The organism is Bacillus cereus group sp. Bc061 (genome assembly GCF_027715825.1).
GTDB lineage: Bacteria > Bacillota > Bacilli > Bacillales > Bacillaceae_G > Bacillus_A > Bacillus_A paranthracis.
This window is the reverse complement of sequence record NZ_JAQFTZ010000002.1, coordinates 207,535-224,724: the sequence shown is the minus strand read 5'-3', so window position 1 is coordinate 224,724 and position 17,190 is coordinate 207,535. Positions and strand designations below refer to the sequence as shown.

The window sequence follows — 17,190 nt, the reverse complement described above, 5'->3', positions numbered from 1 at the left end:
AACAATATGTATATAGAAATAAATACGACTGTAATAAGAAAAAGAGAAGCGGAGGAGTTAGTAGTGCGTGTATTAGTAAGTGGTGGGGGCACTGGAGGTCATATTTATCCGGCTCTTGCTTTAATAAGAGAAATAAAAAAATTAAATCCGGAAGCAAGGTTTTTATATATTGGTACGGAGAATGGATTAGAGAGCACAATCGTGCCCAAAGCAGGTATACCGTTTCAATCTATTGTTATAAGTGGATTTAAGCGTAAAATATCGTTAGATAACGTGAAAACGGTGATGCGTTTTCTAAAAGGTGTACAAGATAGTAAACGATATATTCGTCGTTTTAATCCAGATATTGTAATTGGAACAGGTGGATATGTATGTGGACCTGTTGTATATGCTGCGGCAAAATTAGGTATTCCAACTATTGTACATGAACAAAATAGTGTACCTGGTGTAACGAATAAATTTTTAAGCCGCTATGTTGATAAAGTTGCAGTTTGTTTTGAAGCGGCTGCAGAACATTTTCCGCAGTCAAAAGTGGTCATGACAGGAAACCCACGAGCGTCAGAAGTAATGGATCAAAATGGAATGAAAGGAAAACGTTCAGTAGGTTTATCTCTTCCTAAAAAATCCGTGCTTATTTTTGGTGGCAGCCGTGGGGCTAGACCAATTAACGATGCTTTCGTAGAGGCAATTGAACAGTTTGGAAATAAAAGTTACGAAATATTGTATGTAACAGGTGAAGTTCATTACGACAAAGTGATGGACGCAGTGAAGCAAAAAGGGAACCCGAATAATGTTATTATTAAACCTTTCATTCATAATATGCCAGAAGTACTTACAGGTGTAGACCTTGTTGTCTCAAGAGCTGGAGCAACAACACTTGCAGAATTAACAGCGTTAGGTAAGCCAAGTGTGTTAATTCCGAGTCCTTATGTAACAAATAACCATCAGGAAAAAAATGCACGTTCTGTTGTCGATAAAGGAGCAGCAAAAATGTTGCTTGAAAAAGATTTAACAGCTGAAACACTTATTCGTGATATTGACGAGATTTTATTAGATGCACAAACATTACAAAATATGAAGCTTGCTGCTGGGCAATTAGGTATTCCAGATGCAGCAAATAAGTTGTATGAAGTAATGAATAAGCTTGTAAAAAAATAACGTTAGGTGAACGCCCTGCATACTACTGTAATAAGGATGCTTAGTATGGGGGAGATTGTTTATGGAGCAATTAGTAAATGAGCTTATAGAAGCAAATGTTGGTCGTGTGTTAGTGGATGAACCGTTAGCACGTTATACAACTATGAAAATAGGTGGACCAGCTGATATTTTAATTGTGCCAAAGCATGTTGCCGGTATTGAAAAAACGTTGCAGTTAGTAAAGAAATATAAAACAAAGTGGACTGTAATTGGTCGCGGTTCGAACCTTCTTGTATCTGATCTAGGTATAGAAGGTGTCGTTATTCGTTTAGGAGAAGGATTAGACCACTTAGAAGTCGAAAAACATAGAGTAAGAGTTGGTGGTGGGTATCCCCTAATTAAATTATCAACTTTACTTAGTCGGCAAGGGTTAGCCGGTCTGGAGTTCGCAAGTGGTATTCCAGGAAGTGTTGGCGGTGCAGTGTATATGAATGCAGGAGCACATAATTCGGATATATCAAACATATTATCAAAAGCTCTTATTTTGTTTGAAGACGGAACAATTGACTGGTTAACGCATGGAGAAATGGAGTTTTCCTATCGTACATCTGTATTGCAAACGAAACGTCCTGGTATTGTTTTGGAGGCTGAGTTTCAATTACAAATAGGTGAGCGTGAGAGAATTGTAAGTGTTATGCAAAAGAATAAAGATTACCGTCGTGAAACACAGCCATGGAATCATCCGTGCGCAGGAAGTGTGTTTCGGAATCCAACTCCATACTTTGCAGGAGATTTAATAGAAAAGGCGGGGCTTCGTGGTTATCAAATAGGTGGAGCTCAAATTTCTGAAATGCATGGGAATTTTATTATTAATACTGGGGGAGCCAGCGCGCAAGATGTCTTATCTTTAATTGCATTAATAAAACAAACAATTAAGGATGGATTTGGCGTAGAAATGCATACAGAAGTAGAAATCATTGGAAGATAACGGTTATTCGTTCCGCTCATTATCATTTATGTTATAATAAGAAGATAAGAACGGCATGAGGAACATGCCGTTCTTTATGTTACGTAGGGGGATCGTACATGAAAAATAGTAAAGTAATTAAACTACAGGATCGTGTACCAAAGTTAAAAAATCAACAGAAAAAAAAGAAGAAAAATGTTAATCATCGGTTGATTTTATACATATCAATTTTATTTCTATTAGTTCTCTTTTTAATTTATTTTCGGTCTCCACTTAGCAATATAAAAAAGATAAGCGTGTTTGGAAATCATTATATGACAGATGAACAAGTGATGAAGGAATCAGGTGTGACATATGATACAAGTTATTTCCGAGTGACAGCACATAAAGCAGAAGAAAACTTAACGAAACGAAAAGAAATTAAAGCAGTAAATGTAAAGAAACGTTTTCCAAATAAAATTGACGTTCATATTGAAGAATATTTAACGATTGGTTATATAAACAAAGATGGGAAATTACAACCGTTATTAGAGAACGGGAAAACACTTGATGTACTCCCGAACGGAAAACTTCCTGTTGCAGCGCCAATTTTTGAACCTTTTAAAGAGGAAAAAATGAAGGAGTTAATTGCTGAGCTTGAAAAATTAACACCAACTATTTTAAGGTCTATTTCTGAAATTCGTTATTCACCGACAAATGCGAATGAAGACCACCTTACTTTATATATGAATGAAGGGTATGAAGTGAGCACTACGATTCAAAATTTTGCAAAACGTATGGAAGCTTATCCACTTATCTTAAAAACAATTGAGCCAGGTAAAAAGGTATTAATTGATTTAGAAGTAGGGGCGTATACGAAAGAATTAGGAGCAGAAGAAAAAAAAGAATAGAATGATAGTTTTCACTACGTTATTGTAGAAAAAAACGAAACGAATGTTCTGCTTGGTGCATAGGAATTTACAAGAATGGTTCATTTGATGAAAAATATGTAAAAATTCTTAGATTCATACTAGGATTGGTACAAGTTTCACTTTTCTATGAGTACATCTTAGTGTAGACTTATACTTGGCGGTAATCTTTACACTTGAAATAGAATTATTTCAAGATAAGCAGTTATTCACAGTTTACTGCAATATTCTTAAATGAATGTTAAATAAAAATAAGAAAAATATAGGGTTAAAAAAGGGAAACGTATAAAGACGTTGAATATTTTTCTTATAAATAGTAAAGTTGCGATTGTTGTTCCATATATTGAGTTGTATGGTATAAATAAAGAAGGAGGTGCCAAAGAATGAACAGCAATGAAATATATGTTAGTCTTGACATCGGTACATCCAATGTTAAAGTCATCATTGGTGAAATGGTTAATGACAGCTTAAACATTATTGGTGTTGGAAATGTAAAATCAAATGGTTTAAAGAAGGGATCGATAGTTGATATAGACGAGACTGTTCGATCAATTAAAAAAGCAATTGAACAAGCTGAGCGCATGGTGGGAATCCACATTGAGCAAGTTGTAGTAGGTGTCAATGCAAACCAGGTACAGCTACTTCCTTGTCACGGAGTAGTCGCTGTTTCAAATGAAGATCGTGAAATCGGGAATGAAGATGTCTTACGCGTTCTAGATGCAGCACAAGTTGTGTCAATTGCTCCAGAACGTGAGTTTATTGATGTGGTACCTCGACAGTTCATTGTAGACGGTCTTGACGAGATTAACGATCCGCGCGGGATGATCGGTGTAAGATTAGAAATGGAAGGTACACTTATTACAGGCTCGAGAACTTTACTACATAACCTACTTCGTTGTGTAGAAAAAGCAGGTCTTGAAATTGTTGATATTTGTCTTCAACCTTTAGCGGCTGCAACAGTTGCTATATCTTCAGATGAAAAAAATAGAGGAGTAGCCCTTGTTGATATGGGGGGAGGATCTACAACTTTATCTATTTTTAAAGATGGAGAGTTACAAGCGACGAGCGTATTACCATTAGGTGGAGACCATATAACGAAGGATATTGCAATTGGGTTGAAAACTTCAACAGAAAATGCAGATCAAATTAAGTTGAAATATGGACATGCTTTTTATGATACAGCATCTGAAGAAGAGATGTTTACGGTTCCTATTATGGGAAGCGATCAAACAGAACAATATTCTCAGTTGGAATTATCGGATATAATAGAGGCTCGTGTAGAGGAAATTTTAATGTTTGTTCAAGATGAAGTGCGTAAGTTAGGAGTAAAGCAAGTAGCTTCTGGTTATGTACTAACTGGTGGAATTGCTTCTATGCCAGGTGTCCTTGATCTTGCATATGATATTTTACATGAAAATGTTCGTATAGCAACTCCTGATTATATTGGTGTGCGTGAGCCACAATATACAAGTGGAGTAGGATTAATTAAACATTCTTATCAAAAAGCTAAATTACGTGGGAAAAATGTACAGGAAAAGCAAGAGCATTTTGAACCAGTACCAGCACAAGCTCCAGCGCCGGTACAACAGCAACCTGCGAAACAAAAAACTCGTAATCAAAACAATAATAATCAAAATGATGACCGTATGATGTCAAAAGTAAAACGTGTATTCCGTTATTTATGGGATTAAAATTGGACACGAAAAATGAGGTTCTAGGGGGATTTCGACATGTTAGAGTTTGATACTACTCAAGATCAATTAGCGAATATAAAAGTTATCGGTGTCGGCGGTGGCGGAAACAATGCTGTAAACCGTATGATTGAACACGGTGTACAAGGTGTAGACTTTATCGCTGTGAATACTGATGCACAAGCATTAAATCTATCAAAAGCTGAAACAAAAATGCAAATTGGTGGAAAATTAACACGTGGACTTGGTGCAGGTGCAAACCCTGAAGTAGGGAAAAAAGCTGCAGAAGAAAGTAAAGAACAGATCCAAGAAGCACTTCGTGGTGCTGATATGGTATTCGTAACTGCTGGTATGGGCGGCGGAACTGGAACTGGTGCAGCGCCAGTTGTTGCTCAAGTGGCAAAAGAATTAGGTGCATTAACAGTTGGTGTTGTAACACGTCCATTTACATTTGAAGGACGTAAGCGTGCAACACAAGCGGCATCTGGTATTGCAGCATTTAAAGAAAATGTAGATACACTTATTGTAATTCCAAACGATCGCTTATTAGAGATTGTTGATAAAAACACGCCAATGTTAGAGGCATTCCGTGAAGCGGATAACGTATTACGTCAAGGTGTTCAAGGTATTTCTGATTTAATTGCAACACCAGGTTTAATTAACTTAGACTTCGCAGACGTAAAAACAATTATGTCTAATAGAGGTTCTGCTTTAATGGGTATTGGTTCTGGTAATGGAGAAAATCGTGCTGCTGAAGCTGCGAAAAAAGCGATTTCTAGTCCATTATTAGAAACATCTATTGATGGAGCTCAAGGTGTTATCATGAATATTACTGGTGGAGCTAACTTAAGCTTATATGAAGTACAAGAAGCGGCAGATATTGTAGCTTCAGCTTCAGATCCAGAAGTAAATATGATCTTCGGTTCGGTTATTAATGAAGGATTAAAAGATGATATCGTTGTAACTGTAATTGCAACTGGTTTTGATGATACAATTGCAACTCAACCACCAAAACCAATTATCCGTCCGAATGTGAATCACACGCAACAACAGCAACAGCCAGTAGCTCAACCACCAAAACAACGTGAAGTAAAACGTGAAATGAAGCGTGAAGAGCCAGTTGTACATGAGCGTCATTCAGATTCAGATGATATCGATATTCCAGCATTTTTACGTAATCGTCGTAGACGATAAAAGAAAAGGAGCATTTATGCTCCTTTTTTGTTTTATACGGGGAAAAGATCTGCCTAAGCAGGTCTTTTTTTATTTTATATATTTTAATCTATTTCGCTATTTGCCGGATAACATGATTGGTGCGTGGTGATTAAAGTTTCACTTTATATGTAAGTAAAAAGTATATAGCATTCTATGAAACATATACTTTTATTTTTTACCGACAGATTATGTCTAGAAAGCACAAAATAACAAAAAAACACCTCCGCAAATTGACACACTTTCCTATTGGATATGCATTATACTAGTCTCAACTTAAAAAAAGAGGTGAATTGTTTGGTTGTTTACGCCGACGTTGTTTGGTTGTTAAACGCCTGCATTGATTTTCTTTTACTTTTATTAACGGCTACCGTGTTAAAAAAGAAGATCAAAAGATGGAGGCTTGTGTTAGGGGCATTGATAGGTTCAACCATTGTTATTTTTGCCTTTACTCCTTTTGCTTCTATGATGACACATCCGATTATGAAACTACTGTACTCGTTACTTATTGTGTATACAGCATTTGGGTTTACAACATTTAGAAATTATGCACAAACTGTTTTTACTTTTTACTTTGTAACCTTTATGGTTGGCGGAGGATTAATGGGCACTCATTTCTTTTTGCAAACGAATGAAATGGTAAATGGGTTGGTTCAATCTCAATCAATTTCTTATGGTGACCCAATTAGTTGGTTGTTCGTTATTTTTGGTTTTCCAGTCATTTATTATTTTTCTAAAAAGCGTATTGAAAGCGTAGAGGTTACAAAAATACACTATGATCAAATTGTGAAATTGAAAATTCAATTAGCTGAAGAGGAACTAGAACTCGCAGGTTTAATTGATAGTGGGAATCAACTTTACGACCCGTTAACGAAAACACCTGTTATGATTATGCATATTTCATCGTTAGAACATTGTTTACCAGCTTGGTTAACAGAACAAATTTATTCCAAAACAGAGATTCCTCAAATACCAGAAAATGATTCTGGGTGGGCGACAAAATTACGCTTAATTCCTTTCCGAGCAGTAGGAGTGGAGAATCAATTTTTATGGGCAATTAAGCCAGAAAGTGTACAAATTTATCATGAAGGTAGTTCTATTGTCGTCAATAAAGTATTGATTGGATTAAATACACAACAGTTGTCAACCAATGGAGAGTATCAATGTATTGTGCATCCGAAAATGTTAATTTCGCAAAAAATGGTAATTGCTTAATAATGGGAGGCGGGATAATATGATGAAATTAAAATTTTATTTAGTATACCTTTGGTATAAAGTATTGTTGAAATTAGGAATTAAGACCGATGAAATTTATTACATTGGTGGAAGTGAAGCGTTACCACCACCGTTAACGAAAGAAGAAGAGGAAGTTCTTTTGAATAAATTGCCAAAAGGAGATCAGGCAGCAAGGTCGTTACTGATTGAACGCAATTTACGGCTAGTTGTATATATAGCAAGAAAGTTTGAAAATACAGGGATAAATATTGAAGATTTAATTAGCATTGGAACAATTGGGCTTATTAAAGCGGTAAATACATTTAATCCAGAAAAGAAAATAAAATTAGCAACATATGCATCACGTTGTATAGAAAATGAAATTTTAATGCATTTGCGCCGGAATAATAAAAATCGTTCAGAAGTTTCTTTTGATGAACCGCTTAACATCGATTGGGACGGGAATGAACTTTTATTATCAGATGTATTAGGGACAGACGATGATATTATTACAAAAGATTTAGAAGCTACTGTTGATCGTCATCTTCTAATGAAAGCATTACATCAATTAAATGATCGTGAAAAACAAATTATGGAACTTCGGTTTGGGCTTGCTGGAGGAGAGGAAAAGACGCAAAAAGATGTAGCGGATATGCTTGGGATTTCACAGTCATACATTTCGCGTTTAGAAAAAAGAATCATAAAAAGATTACGAAAAGAATTTAATAAAATGGTGTAAAGAATAAGACCAGCCGTTATGTAGGCTGGTCTTATTCTCTTTCGTTGTATGAGGAAGGACAACGAAAATGAAAAATGAAGAGAAAACCGCATGCATAAAATCTCCTTCAAAGGAAATACTTTACACTGTACAGCAACTCCCGATAGGAGGGAACACTTTGACGAGAAACAAAGTAGAAATTTGCGGTGTTGATACAGCTAAACTTCCCGTACTAAAAAATGATGAAATGCGTAAATTATTTCGTGAAATGCAAAGTGGAGAGATAAGCGCAAGAGAGAAATTAGTGAATGGAAACTTACGTCTTGTACTGAGCGTCATCCAAAGATTTAATAACAGAGGAGAATATGTTGACGATTTATTTCAAGTTGGTTGCATCGGACTTATGAAATCCATTGATAATTTTGATTTAGGTCAAAATGTAAAATTTTCAACGTATGCTGTGCCGATGATTATTGGGGAAATACGCAGATATTTGCGTGATAACAATCCGATTCGCGTATCTCGTTCATTACGAGATATTGCGTATAAAGCGTTACAAGTAAGAGAAAAGTTGATTGCAGAAAATTCAAAAGAACCAACAGCAATGGATATTGCAAAAGTGCTTGAAGTGACTCATGAAGAAATCGTTTTTGCTTTAGATGCAATTCAAGATCCAGTTTCATTATTTGAGCCGATTTATAACGATGGGGGAGATCCTATCTTTGTTATGGATCAGTTAAGTGATGAAAAACAAAAGGACGAGCAGTGGGTTGAAGAGCTAGCACTAAAAGAAGGAATGAAGCGTTTAAATGATCGTGAGAAAATGATTATTCGCAAACGTTTCTTCCAAGGGAAAACACAAATGGAAGTTGCAGAAGAAATTGGGATTTCTCAAGCACAAGTGTCACGTTTAGAGAAATCAGCTATTAAACAAATGAATAAGACAATTCAAGGATAAGGTTTCACCATTTATGGTGAAACCTTTTTATATATCATATAGTTTGTTTGCGCTCATAGTAGGGTAGCTGTGTTCATATAATGAAAATAATATGAAGTGGGTAAGAGGTTGCTTCCTGTTCATTTGAGAAACAATGTTTTTTCGATTCGTCATATATAAGGGAGAGGATGAAAGTGATACAAATTTCGGAATTGCAGATGAAAGATATAATAAATGTTTCAGACGGAAAAAGGCTGGGTAATATTGGTGATATTGAAATTGATATGAACACAGGGAAGATCGATTCTATTATTATTTCTAAACAGGCACGTATGTTTGGGATTTTTGGGAAAGACGTAGAAATTGTAATTCCTTGGAAAGAAATTGTGAAAATTGGGGAAGATGTCATACTTGTTAGAGTAAATCCTGTTAATTCTGTAACAGAATCAATACAAACACCGACAATTTCATAAAGAATATTACAAATTCCTCTTTTTTTTCTGTTAGGATTATGAAAAAATAAAAGTATGGTAAAATAGACAGGAAGTACCATGCTTTTTTATGTTATTTTAATTAAAAGGAGCCGCTGTTATGAGAGAACCATTTAAATATGTGGACGGTATACTGTATTTAGAAGCGTGGAAAGAACTTGGAAACATTACTGCTGGATTTACGACAAAAGATGGTGGGGTAAGTACGGGCTCCTTTCATGCAATGAATTTAGGATTACATGTGAATGATATTGCCGAGAACGTTCATGAAAATAGACGCATTTTAGCAAATAAGTTACAAAAACCATTAGAAAACTGGATTTGCTCTGAACAAGTTCATGATCATCATGTTGAAAAAGTAGGACAACAGGAAAAAGGAAGTGGCGTTTATTCATATGAAGACGGCATTTCAAAAACAGATGGCATTTATACGACTAATAATGATGTTCTTTTAACATCTTGTTATGCTGATTGTGTTCCACTCTATTTTTATGCACCATCACATGGTATGATAGGACTTGCGCATGCTGGATGGAAAGGGACTGTAAAAGAGATTGCAAAAGAAATGATTCAAAAATGGAATGCAGAAGGGATTTCGAGTGATGAAATTCATGTTGCGATTGGACCGGCAATTGGATCTTGTTGTTACGTTGTTGATGATCGAGTGTTAACAGCAGCAGAGCAAGTAGTAAACGGTTCTGTTCCTTATAAAAAAGTTTCTGACGGACAGTACGCAATTGATTTAAAAGAAATTAATCGTATATTATGTGTACAAGCAGGCATAAAAGAAGAGAATATTGTAATGTCATCTCTTTGTACAAGCTGTGAAGAACAACTGTTTTTCTCTCACCGTCGTGATCAAGGTAAGACAGGGAGAATGTTGAGTTTCATAGGTTTTAAGGAGGATGAAAGCAAGTGACAGTACAAACAAATTTAACAACTGTAAACGAAGCAATTAAACAATCTTGCGCGCGAGCGGGACGTTCTTTGCAAGATATTAAACTCGTTGCAGTTACAAAAACGGTAGGAATTGAAAAAACAAACGAAGTAATTGAAGCAGGAATTATCGATTTAGGTGAAAATAGAAATGAAGGTTTCTTACAGAAGTATGAACATTTTGGTTCAAAAGTGAATTGGCATTTTATTGGATCATTACAAACGAGAAAAGTAAAAGAAATCATTAATGAAATCGATTATTTACATTCATTAGATCGTCTTTCACTTGCAAAAGAAATTCAAAAACGTGCGGATAAGAAAGTGAAATGTTTTATTCAAGTGAAAACATCATCTGAAGAATCAAAGCAAGGATTGGCAATAGAAGAAACCGTTTCTTTTATTCAAAGTTTGCAAGAATTGGATAAGATTGAAGTGGTTGGACTAATGACAATGGCTCCGTTTACAGAAGAAGAGGAAGAAATTAGACGCTGTTTTAAGACATTACGTATGCTACAAACAGAGGTGCAGGAGTTAGAATTATTACATGCACCATGTAAAGAATTATCAATGGGAATGTCTAATGATTACACCATTGCAATTGAAGAAGGTGCTACATACATTCGTTTGGGGACGATTTTAGTAGGAAAAGCGTAAAAGGAAGGAGAATCTTATTATGAGTTGGTCAAAAGTAAAATACTTCTTTTTTGATACACCTGAAGAAAAAGAAGCAGCTCAATATAGTTATGAAAAGGAGCAAACGGACATGAAGAAGCAGCAAGATCCGCCAGAACAACAAGATGTTACGTTTCCAAAAGCGCAAACGAAACAAAATGTTGTGAGCATTGAAACAGCGAAGCAATCCTCAAAAGTTGTTTTATTAGAACCACGCACATATTCGGAAGCGCAAGGAATTGCGGACCATTTAAAAGGTAGACGAGCTGTTGTAATTAATTTACAACGAATGTCTACGGATCAAGCTGTACGTATCGTTGACTTTTTAAGTGGTACTGTATACGCTATAGGCGGGGACATTCAAAAAATAGGACCGAAAACATTTATGTGTACGCCTGAAAATGTAGATATTGTTGGTGCAATTTCAGAGTTATTCGGTGAAGAAGAAGACACAAATATAAAGAGGTGGTAATACGCCATGGAAACCGTTTTAAGACTTTTAGTTTATGCTATCGAGATTTACTCGTGGGCACTTATTATTTACATTCTCCTATCATGGTTCCCAGGTGCAAAGGAATCAACTTTCGGAGAGTTTCTTGCGCGTATTTGTGAACCATATTTAGAACCATTTCGCAGATTTATTCCGCCGCTTGGTATGATTGATATTTCGCCACTCGTTGCGATCTTTGCTTTAAGACTTGCGACAAATGGTTTAATAAGTTTATTCGGCTATTTCTTATAGTAAGAGGTTATATGTATGAGCATCTACGAGCATTTTAGACCTGATGAAGTGGTCTTTGTGGATAAAGTGTTAGAGTGGAAGCGAGCAGCGGAGTACCATCAAGTGAAATTAACAGATTTCCTTGATCCAAGGCAACAACAAATTGTTACTATGGTAATAGGCCAAGGGGATGTTGCTGTACAATTTGATGGTGCAACGTCTCAAGCAGAGCGCAAAAGAGCACTCATTTATCCGGACTATCTAGTAATAAATGAAGAGGAATTTCAAGTAGAAGTATTGGAAATTGACTATCCTTCCAAGTTTTATACGCTAGAGCATAGGCAAATATTAGGTACATTTATGTCTCTTGGTTTAACGAGAGAAAAATGTGGTGATATTTTGCTTCAAGAAGATCGTGCCCAAATTGTAGTCGCGAAAGAAGTTGTATCTTATATTGAGATGAACTTACAATCTATAGGAAAAGTGAAAGTCTCCTTATCACCAGTGCAAGGGGAAAAAATTCTACAGATACAAGAAACGTGGGGGGAGAAATCCGGAACGGTTTCTTCACTTCGTTTAGATGTTATGTTAGCTGAAATGTTACATATATCTAGGCAAAAAGTACAACCTTTCATAAAAAATGGTTTAGTAAAAGTGAATTGGAAAATAGTGGAGCAAACCTCTTATGAATGTTATCCAGGAGATGTTTTTTCAGTGAGAGGATATGGACGCAGTAAATTGTTTTCTGTAGAAGGTAGAACAAAGCGCGACAAATGGAGAATTTTGTATGGTATACTAAAATGATTGGTTTTTTAGAAGGAAATCCTCCTATTTTGTCGAAGAAAAGATATAATTGAAAGAGGAAATTTAGATAACTACTTGGAGGTGGCGTTGTGCCGTTAACACCATTAGATATTCATAACAAAGAATTTGGTCGCGGATTCCGTGGCTATGATGAGGATCAAGTAAATGAGTTTCTTGATCAAATTATCAAAGATTATGAATTAGTCATTCGTGAGAAAAAAGCTTTAGAAGAACAAGTTGCGCAATTAGAAGGGAAGTTAGATCATTTCTCTAATATTGAAGATACGTTAAACAAATCTATCGTTGTTGCACAAGAAGCAGCGGAAGAAGTAAAACGTAATGCCCAAAAAGAAGCGAAATTAATTGTACGTGAAGCTGAAAAGAATGCAGACCGTATTATTAACGAAGCTTTAGTAAAATCAAGAAAAGTTGCTTTTGATATTGAAGAGCTAAAGAAACAAGCGAAAGTATTCCGCACTCGTTTCCGTATGTTATTAGAAACACAGCTTGAAATGTTAAACAACGATGATTGGGATAAACTAATTGAGTTAGAAGACGAAGTAGACGAGCTGTTGAAAAAAGAAGAAACAGTGTAAGCTTGACGTTTTTCTCATTATTACATATAATTTTAAACAACATATTTATTAAGAAAAACGAAGATAGGGATAAGTACCTTTTTCATACCTTATATAGCGAACTGAGGATGGTGTAAGCTCAGGATAAGGAGATAATGGGAATATCACCCTGGAGTTCCGCGCTGAACAAATAGAGTAAGCGTAGGCGTATATTCGCGTTAAGAATATAAAGAGGATTGTATACATACGTATAGAATCTACTAGGGTGGTACCGCGGGAGACTTTCTCGTCCCTTTTTGGGATGAGAAAGTCTCTTTTTTATTCCGTTTTTTTAGGTCTTTCTTTTATACATGTAAGGAGGAATTGAGCATGGAGTACAAAAATACATTACTAATGCCAAAAACAGAGTTCCCGATGCGTGGGAATTTACCAAAACGTGAGCCTGCAATGCAAGAAAAGTGGGCGGAAATGAATATTTATGAAAAGGTACAAGAACATACGAAAGGTCGTCCTTTATTTGTACTGCATGATGGACCTCCATATGCGAATGGTGACATTCATATGGGACATGCATTAAATAAAGTATTAAAAGACTTTATCGTTCGTTATAAATCAATGACTGGTTTCTGTGCACCATATGTCCCAGGTTGGGATACACACGGTTTACCAATTGAACAAGCTTTAACAAATAAAGGTGTGAAGCGTAAAGAAATGACAGTTGCTGAGTTCCGTAAGTTATGTGCAGAGTATGCATATGAACAAGTAGAACGTCAGCGTGAGCAATTTAAGCGTTTAGGTGTACGTGCTGATTGGGATAACCCATACATTACTTTAGAGCCAGCATATGAAGCACAACAAATTAAAGTGTTTGGTGATATGGCGAAAAAAGGTTATATCTATAAAGGGCAAAAGCCAGTTTATTGGTCACCAACGAGTGAATCAGCTTTAGCAGAAGCTGAAATTGAATACCAAGATAAAAAATCTGCATCTATTTACGTAGCATTTCCTGTAAAAGATGGAAAGAACGTATTAGAAGGTGATGAGAAATACATTATCTGGACAACAACGCCTTGGACGTTGCCTGCAAACTTAGGTATTTCTGTTCACCCAGAACTTGAATACGCTATTGTAAAAGTAAATGGTGAAAAATATATTATTGCTTCTGAACTATTTGAGACAGTTGCAAAAACGTTAGAGTGGGAAAACGCTGAAGTTGTGAAAACAGTAAAAGGTAGCGAGCTTGAGTATACAGTTGCAAAGCATCCATTCTACGATCGTGATTCATTAGTTATGCTAGGAGATCACGTAACAACAGATGCAGGTACAGGTTGTGTTCATACAGCACCAGGACACGGGGAAGATGACTTTATTGTTGGTAAAAAGTATGGCTTAGAAGTACTTTGTCCAGTTGATGATAAAGGTGTATTAACAGAGGAAGCACCTGGATTTGAAGGCTTATTCTATGATAAAGCTAACAAGCCAATTACAGAAAAATTAGAAGAAGTAGGCGCATTACTGAAGCTAACATTCATTACGCATTCATATCCACATGATTGGAGAACGAAAAAACCTATTATTTTCCGTGCGACAGCACAGTGGTTTGCATCTATTGAAGCATTCCGTAAAGAGTTATTAGAAGCTGTTGCGGAAACAAAATGGGTACCAGCATGGGGCGAAACTCGTCTTCATAACATGGTTCGTGACCGTGGTGACTGGTGTATTTCTCGTCAACGTGCATGGGGTGTGCCAATACCTGTATTCTATGCTGAGAATGGTGATCCAATCATTACGGATGAAACAATTAACCATGTAGCTGATTTATTCCGTGAACACGGTTCTAACGTATGGTTTGAGCGTGAAGCGAAAGATCTATTACCAGAAGGATTTACACATCCAGGTAGCCCAAATGGTGAATTCCGTAAAGAAACAGACATCATGGATGTATGGTTCGACTCAGGTTCTTCTCACCAAGCAGTATTAGAAGAGCGCGATGACTTACAACGTCCAGCAGATTTATATTTAGAAGGATCTGACCAATATCGTGGTTGGTTTAACTCTTCATTATCGACAGCAGTTGCTGTAACAGGAAAAGCGCCATATAAAGGCGTACTAAGCCACGGTTTCGTATTAGATGGTGAAGGACGTAAAATGAGTAAGTCGATTGGAAACATCGTCGTACCGAAGAAAATTATGGATCAATTAGGCGGAGATATTTTACGATTATGGGTATCTTCTGTTGACTATCAATCTGATGTACGTATTTCGGATGATATTTTAAAACAAGTAGCAGAAGTGTATCGTAAAATCCGTAACACATTCCGTTTCTTATTAGGAAACTTAGACGACTTTAAGCCAAGTGAAAATACAGTAGCTATAGCTGAACTTCGTGAAGTAGATCGTTACATGTTAGTGAAATTAAATGACTTAATTACAAAAGTAAAAGAAGCATATGAGACATACGACTTCGCTGCTGTATATCATGCAATTCATAACTTCTGTACAATTGATTTAAGTTCATTCTACTTAGACTTTGCAAAAGACATTTTATACATTGAAGGTGCGAACCATGAAGATCGTCGTGCAATTCAAACTGTATTATATGATGTTCTTGTTGCATTGACGAAACTTGTAACACCAATCTTACCGCATACAGCTGATGAAGTATGGCCATACATTCCAGGTGTAACAGAAGAAAGTGTACAATTAACTGATATGCCAGAAGCTGTACAATTAGATGGTGCAGAAGCATTAAAAACAAAATGGGATGCATTTATGACATTGCGTGATGACGTATTAAAAGCGTTAGAAGTAGCTCGTAATGAAAAGGTAATCGGTAAGTCATTAAATGCAAGCATTACGCTATATCCAACTGCAGAAATGAAAGCTATGTTAGAGTCTATTAACGAAGACTTAAAGCAATTATTCATCGTTTCTGAGTACAAACTTGGTGGTATGATGGAAGAGGCGCCAGCAGATGCACCGAAGTATGAACATACAGCGGTTGTTGTTGTTCAAGCAACTGGTGAAACATGTGAACGTTGTTGGGTAGTTTCAGAAACAATTGGTAAAGATGCTGAACATGAAACATTATGTGAGCGTTGCGCAACGGTTGTTAAAGAAAATTATGTAAAATAATAAGGGGTGACTGCACGTAAAGTGCAGTCATTTTTTTGGTTAACAGTATATTGAAATAACTTTCACTCTCTTTCCTATGAAGGAAAAATGTGTGAGAGGTAAGCATATAAATTTCGGACACACTAATCGTACATTGCAACTGGGAGGAATGTACACGTGAATGAAATGTATATGGAAATCAAAGAAGAATTGCAATTGATGCGAAAAGAGTTACAAGAGAGGCTAGCTAAAGAGGTTATGTACAAATATAATACAGAGTTTAGCGAAGAGCTTGGGTATGAAATTAAGGAAGAGATAAAGAAAAAACTTTTATTACATGATATAAAAGAGGATTTAAAAGATGTAGAACGTGCATTATTTAAAATGGAAATAGATATGTATGGTATTTGTGAAGACACAGGGAGAGTAATGTCGGTAAAACAAATGAAAACGATGCCGACTGCACGTACCATTCATGAATTTTTCTATGAAAAAGTAAATGTATGAATGTGCACAACGATATTATATTACCTTTTTTTAATTTATTTTATTCTTCTATAAAGGTTCATTGTGAAAAGGTTGCAGCTATGCTAAAATTTTGAGGTACACTGTCTTTGTGGGGGAAATGAAAATGATATATTATGTAATAGCGTTATTTGTCATTGCCATCGATCAAATATCGAAATGGCTAATTGTAAAGAACATGGAATTGGGTACGAGTATTCCGATTATCGATAATGTATTATACATAACATCACATCGAAATAGAGGAGCTGCTTGGGGCATTTTAGAAAATAAAATGTGGTTTTTCTACATTATTACAGTCGTTTTTGTAGCATTTATCGTATTTTATATGAAAAAATATGCAAAAACAGACAAGCTTCTAGGAATTTCATTAGGTCTAATTTTAGGCGGAGCAATTGGTAATTTTATTGATCGTGTATTTAGACAAGAAGTAGTGGATTTCATTCACGTGTATATTTTCTCGTACAACTATCCAGTATTCAATATCGCTGATTCAGCATTATGTATTGGTGTTGTATTAATTATTATTCAAACATTATTAGAAGGCAAGAAAACGAAGGAGTAATT

Annotated in this window: 18 protein-coding genes and 1 other annotated feature; all 18 genes read left to right on the top strand. The window is 35.9% G+C overall.

Annotation, left to right across the window (positions count from 1 at the left end):
• Positions 1–63 precede the first annotated feature (63 nt).
• The 18 genes from murG (at position 64) to lspA (ending at position 17,188) form a co-directional block, all read left to right on the top strand.
• A complete protein-coding gene (gene murG / locus PDQ40_RS10370; RefSeq protein WP_001265415.1) occupies positions 64–1,158 on the top strand; it encodes an undecaprenyldiphospho-muramoylpentapeptide beta-N-acetylglucosaminyltransferase in 1,095 nt (364 codons plus the stop codon).
• A 61-nt stretch (positions 1,159–1,219) separates the two neighbouring features.
• Positions 1,220–2,125, top strand: coding sequence for a UDP-N-acetylmuramate dehydrogenase (murB, locus tag PDQ40_RS10365; RefSeq protein WP_000437042.1), 906 nt, complete (start codon positions 1,220–1,222; stop codon positions 2,123–2,125).
• Between the two features lie 98 nt (positions 2,126–2,223).
• Positions 2,224–2,994, top strand: coding sequence for a cell division protein DivIB (gene divIB, locus PDQ40_RS10360; RefSeq protein ID WP_000798222.1), 771 nt, complete (start codon positions 2,224–2,226; stop codon positions 2,992–2,994).
• 401 nt (positions 2,995–3,395) lie between these two features.
• The gene (gene ftsA, locus PDQ40_RS10355) at positions 3,396–4,703 is read left to right on the top strand and encodes a cell division protein FtsA (protein WP_001087555.1); all 1,308 of its coding nucleotides are present in this window, start codon (positions 3,396–3,398) and stop codon (positions 4,701–4,703) included.
• Positions 4,704–4,742: 39 nt separating this feature from the next.
• A complete protein-coding gene (gene ftsZ, locus PDQ40_RS10350) occupies positions 4,743–5,897 on the top strand; it encodes a cell division protein FtsZ (RefSeq protein WP_000888991.1) in 1,155 nt (384 codons plus the stop codon).
• A gap of 315 nt (positions 5,898–6,212) precedes the next feature.
• Complete coding sequence (spoIIGA, locus tag PDQ40_RS10345) at positions 6,213–7,130, top strand: sigma-E processing peptidase SpoIIGA (protein WP_000261993.1); 918 nt, start codon at positions 6,213–6,215, stop codon at positions 7,128–7,130.
• A 19-nt stretch (positions 7,131–7,149) separates the two neighbouring features.
• Positions 7,150–7,869, top strand: coding sequence for an RNA polymerase sporulation sigma factor SigE (gene sigE / locus PDQ40_RS10340; RefSeq protein ID WP_000976948.1), 720 nt, complete (start codon positions 7,150–7,152; stop codon positions 7,867–7,869).
• Positions 7,870–8,026: 157 nt separating this feature from the next.
• Positions 8,027–8,806 carry an RNA polymerase sporulation sigma factor SigG gene (gene sigG, locus PDQ40_RS10335; protein ID WP_000197753.1) on the top strand — a complete coding sequence of 260 codons (780 nt, stop codon included), beginning with the start codon at positions 8,027–8,029 and terminating at the stop codon, positions 8,804–8,806.
• A gap of 167 nt (positions 8,807–8,973) precedes the next feature.
• Positions 8,974–9,258: a YlmC/YmxH family sporulation protein gene (locus PDQ40_RS10330; RefSeq protein ID WP_001998116.1), complete on the top strand. Its 285-nt coding sequence runs from the start codon at positions 8,974–8,976 to the stop codon at positions 9,256–9,258.
• Between the two features lie 118 nt (positions 9,259–9,376).
• Entirely contained in the window at positions 9,377–10,195 is an 819-nt protein-coding gene (gene pgeF / locus PDQ40_RS10325) for a peptidoglycan editing factor PgeF (RefSeq protein WP_001209002.1), read from the top strand.
• Positions 10,192–10,866 carry a YggS family pyridoxal phosphate-dependent enzyme gene (locus PDQ40_RS10320; RefSeq protein WP_000218169.1) on the top strand — a complete coding sequence of 225 codons (675 nt, stop codon included), beginning with the start codon at positions 10,192–10,194 and terminating at the stop codon, positions 10,864–10,866. Before pgeF ends, PDQ40_RS10320 begins: the two co-directional genes overlap by 4 nt.
• Positions 10,867–10,885: 19 nt before the next feature.
• On the top strand, positions 10,886–11,356 hold the full coding sequence (locus tag PDQ40_RS10315; protein ID WP_000119138.1) for a cell division protein SepF: 471 nt from the start codon (positions 10,886–10,888) through the stop codon (positions 11,354–11,356).
• A gap of 6 nt (positions 11,357–11,362) precedes the next feature.
• A complete protein-coding gene (locus PDQ40_RS10310; protein ID WP_000450920.1) occupies positions 11,363–11,626 on the top strand; it encodes a YggT family protein in 264 nt (87 codons plus the stop codon).
• Positions 11,627–11,641: 15 nt separating this feature from the next.
• A complete protein-coding gene (locus tag PDQ40_RS10305) occupies positions 11,642–12,409 on the top strand; it encodes a YlmH family RNA-binding protein (protein ID WP_000029724.1) in 768 nt (255 codons plus the stop codon).
• An 89-nt stretch (positions 12,410–12,498) separates the two neighbouring features.
• Positions 12,499–13,005, top strand: a complete 507-nt coding sequence (gene divIVA, locus PDQ40_RS10300; protein WP_001131612.1) for a septum site-determining protein DivIVA — start codon at positions 12,499–12,501, stop codon at positions 13,003–13,005.
• 51 nt (positions 13,006–13,056) lie between these two features.
• Positions 13,057–13,281 (top strand) — a binding site (T-box leader).
• Between the two features lie 72 nt (positions 13,282–13,353).
• Complete coding sequence (gene ileS2 / locus PDQ40_RS10295; protein ID WP_000455934.1) at positions 13,354–16,119, top strand: isoleucine--tRNA ligase; 2,766 nt, start codon at positions 13,354–13,356, stop codon at positions 16,117–16,119.
• Positions 16,120–16,275: 156 nt separating this feature from the next.
• Positions 16,276–16,605, top strand: coding sequence for a molecular chaperone DnaK (locus tag PDQ40_RS10290; protein ID WP_001004664.1), 330 nt, complete (start codon positions 16,276–16,278; stop codon positions 16,603–16,605).
• Positions 16,606–16,729: 124 nt separating this feature from the next.
• Positions 16,730–17,188 carry a lipoprotein signal peptidase LspA gene (gene lspA / locus PDQ40_RS10285; RefSeq protein ID WP_000642177.1) on the top strand — a complete coding sequence of 153 codons (459 nt, stop codon included), beginning with the start codon at positions 16,730–16,732 and terminating at the stop codon, positions 17,186–17,188.
• Positions 17,189–17,190: the final 2 nt, after the last annotated feature.

Coding starts and splice junctions, on each gene's coding strand:
- lspA (WP_000642177.1), top strand. CDS start 16,730: ATGATATATTATGTAATAGCGTTATTTGTCATTGCCATCGATCAAATA.
- PDQ40_RS10330 (WP_001998116.1), top strand. CDS start 8,974: ATGAAAGTGATACAAATTTCGGAATTGCAGATGAAAGATATAATAAAT.
- ileS2 (WP_000455934.1), top strand. CDS start 13,354: ATGGAGTACAAAAATACATTACTAATGCCAAAAACAGAGTTCCCGATG.
- murB (WP_000437042.1), top strand. CDS start 1,220: ATGGAGCAATTAGTAAATGAGCTTATAGAAGCAAATGTTGGTCGTGTG.
- PDQ40_RS10310 (WP_000450920.1), top strand. CDS start 11,363: ATGGAAACCGTTTTAAGACTTTTAGTTTATGCTATCGAGATTTACTCG.
- sigE (WP_000976948.1), top strand. CDS start 7,150: ATGATGAAATTAAAATTTTATTTAGTATACCTTTGGTATAAAGTATTG.
- ftsZ (WP_000888991.1), top strand. CDS start 4,743: ATGTTAGAGTTTGATACTACTCAAGATCAATTAGCGAATATAAAAGTT.
- ftsA (WP_001087555.1), top strand. CDS start 3,396: ATGAACAGCAATGAAATATATGTTAGTCTTGACATCGGTACATCCAAT.
- PDQ40_RS10305 (WP_000029724.1), top strand. CDS start 11,642: ATGAGCATCTACGAGCATTTTAGACCTGATGAAGTGGTCTTTGTGGAT.
- pgeF (WP_001209002.1), top strand. CDS start 9,377: ATGAGAGAACCATTTAAATATGTGGACGGTATACTGTATTTAGAAGCG.
- PDQ40_RS10315 (WP_000119138.1), top strand. CDS start 10,886: ATGAGTTGGTCAAAAGTAAAATACTTCTTTTTTGATACACCTGAAGAA.
- divIB (WP_000798222.1), top strand. CDS start 2,224: ATGAAAAATAGTAAAGTAATTAAACTACAGGATCGTGTACCAAAGTTA.